This window comes from Kribbella steppae (assembly GCF_004342025.1).
GTDB classification, from domain to species: Bacteria; Actinomycetota; Actinomycetes; order Propionibacteriales; family Kribbellaceae; genus Kribbella; species Kribbella steppae.
Genome location: NZ_SLWN01000037.1, coordinates 1 through 1,571 on the forward strand (window position 1 = coordinate 1; position 1,571 = coordinate 1,571).

The 1,571-nt window shown below is 67.9% G+C and carries 1 protein-coding gene; it reads left to right on the plus strand.

Going from position 1 to position 1,571, the window contains the following annotated elements:
• The first annotated feature begins 232 nt into the window (after positions 1 to 232).
• Positions 233 to 1,501, plus strand: coding sequence for an IS110 family RNA-guided transposase (locus EV652_RS43850; RefSeq protein WP_132217299.1), 1,269 nt, complete (start codon positions 233 to 235; stop codon positions 1,499 to 1,501).
• Positions 1,502 to 1,571 lie beyond the last annotated feature (70 nt).

The following is a 1,571-nucleotide window of genomic DNA, read 5'->3' on the forward strand; positions in this document are numbered from 1 at the left end:
TAGTCTCCGATCCTCCCTGTCGGGGCGGCCCGTTCCGGGCTGAAAATGGGGGTGGTTGCCCGCTGACGCCGTCTCTCTGTGGTTCGGGCGAGGCCGTGCAGTAGTCGGGCGCTGGGAGCTGCGCCGTGGGCCCTTCAGTGTTGCTTCGAGCACGCGGATTAGATTCGCCAGACCCTTGCCGCTCCTGCGGGTGACCGCTGCTGGTTGGTGTCGAGTGGGGAGGTGGGCAGCGATGCTGGAGGAGACGCACGACGCCGAGGAGATCATTGCCCGGGTCGCGGCGCTGGACATCGGCAAGGCGGAGTTGGTGTGTTGCGTCCGGGTGCCCAGCCCGAACCGGCCGGGCAAGAGGCTGCAGGAGGTGGACACGTACTCGACGATGACCCGATCGCTGCTGCAGCTGGCGGACCGACTGCGTGAGCTGGGCGTGTCCAGGGTGGTGATGGAGGCGACCTCGGACTACTGGAAGCCGCCGTTCTACCTGCTCGAGGCCGCCGGGCTGGAGACCTGGCTGGTCAACGCCAAGGACGTCAAACACCTGCCCGGACGGCCGAAGACCGACCGGCTGGACGCGGTCTGGTTGTGCAAGGTCGCCGAGCGGCAGATGCTGCGGGCCAGTTTCGTGCCGCCGCTGCAGATCCGCCAACTGCGGGACCTGACCCGCTACCGGGTCGACCTGGTGAATGCCTGCACCGCGGAGAAGAACCGGGTCGAGAAGCTGCTGGAAGACGCCTGCATCAAGCTGTCCGTGGTCGCCTCCGACATCTTCGGGGTGTCGGGTCGCGACATGCTGGCCGCGTTGGCGGCCGGGGAACGCGACCCGAAGGTGCTGGCCCAGTTCGCCCGGGCCCGGATGCGGGGCAAGATCACCGATCTGGAGGAGGCCTTCACCGGGTACTTCACCGACCACCACGCCTGGCTGCTGACCAAGATGCTGGCCCGGATCGACCAGATCAGCGCCGACATCGCCGAGCTCGAGGACAAGATCGGCAACCAGATCGCCCCTTTCGCCCACGCGGTGGACCAACTCGATGAGATCCCCGGTGTCGGGCGGGTCGCCGCGCACGTGATCATCGCCGAGATCGGAATCGACATGACCCGGTTCCCCACCGCGAACCATCTGGCGTCCTGGGCCCGGTTCGCCCCCGGCGTCAAGGAGTCGGCCGGGAAGAAGAAGGGCGCCGGCACGACCGGCCACGGCAACCCCTACCTGGCCCGAGTGCTCGGTGAGGCCGCCGTCTGCGCCGGCAGAACCGACACCTTCCTCGGGGAACGCTACCGGCGGATCGCGCGACGACGGGGCCGCAACAAGGCCGTCGTCGCGGTCGGCCGCTCCATCCTGGTCATCGTCTGGCACCTCCTATCGGACCCCGATGCACGCTTCAGTGACCTCGGCCCCGACTTCTACGACAACCGCACCGGCCCCGAACGGAAAAGACGCAACCACGTCCGCCAACTCCAAGCCCTCGGCTACAACGTCACCCTCGAACCCGCCGCCTGAACCACAACCGGCTCCCCTGCGCTCCACCGGCATCTTGCCGCACGCCCGACCCGGTCCATTTTCGGATTAG

Bases quoted from the DNA above. Each gene is read 5' to 3' on its own strand.
- EV652_RS43850 (WP_132217299.1), top strand. From the start codon at position 233: ATGCTGGAGGAGACGCACGACGCCGAGGAGATCATTGCCCGGGTCGCG.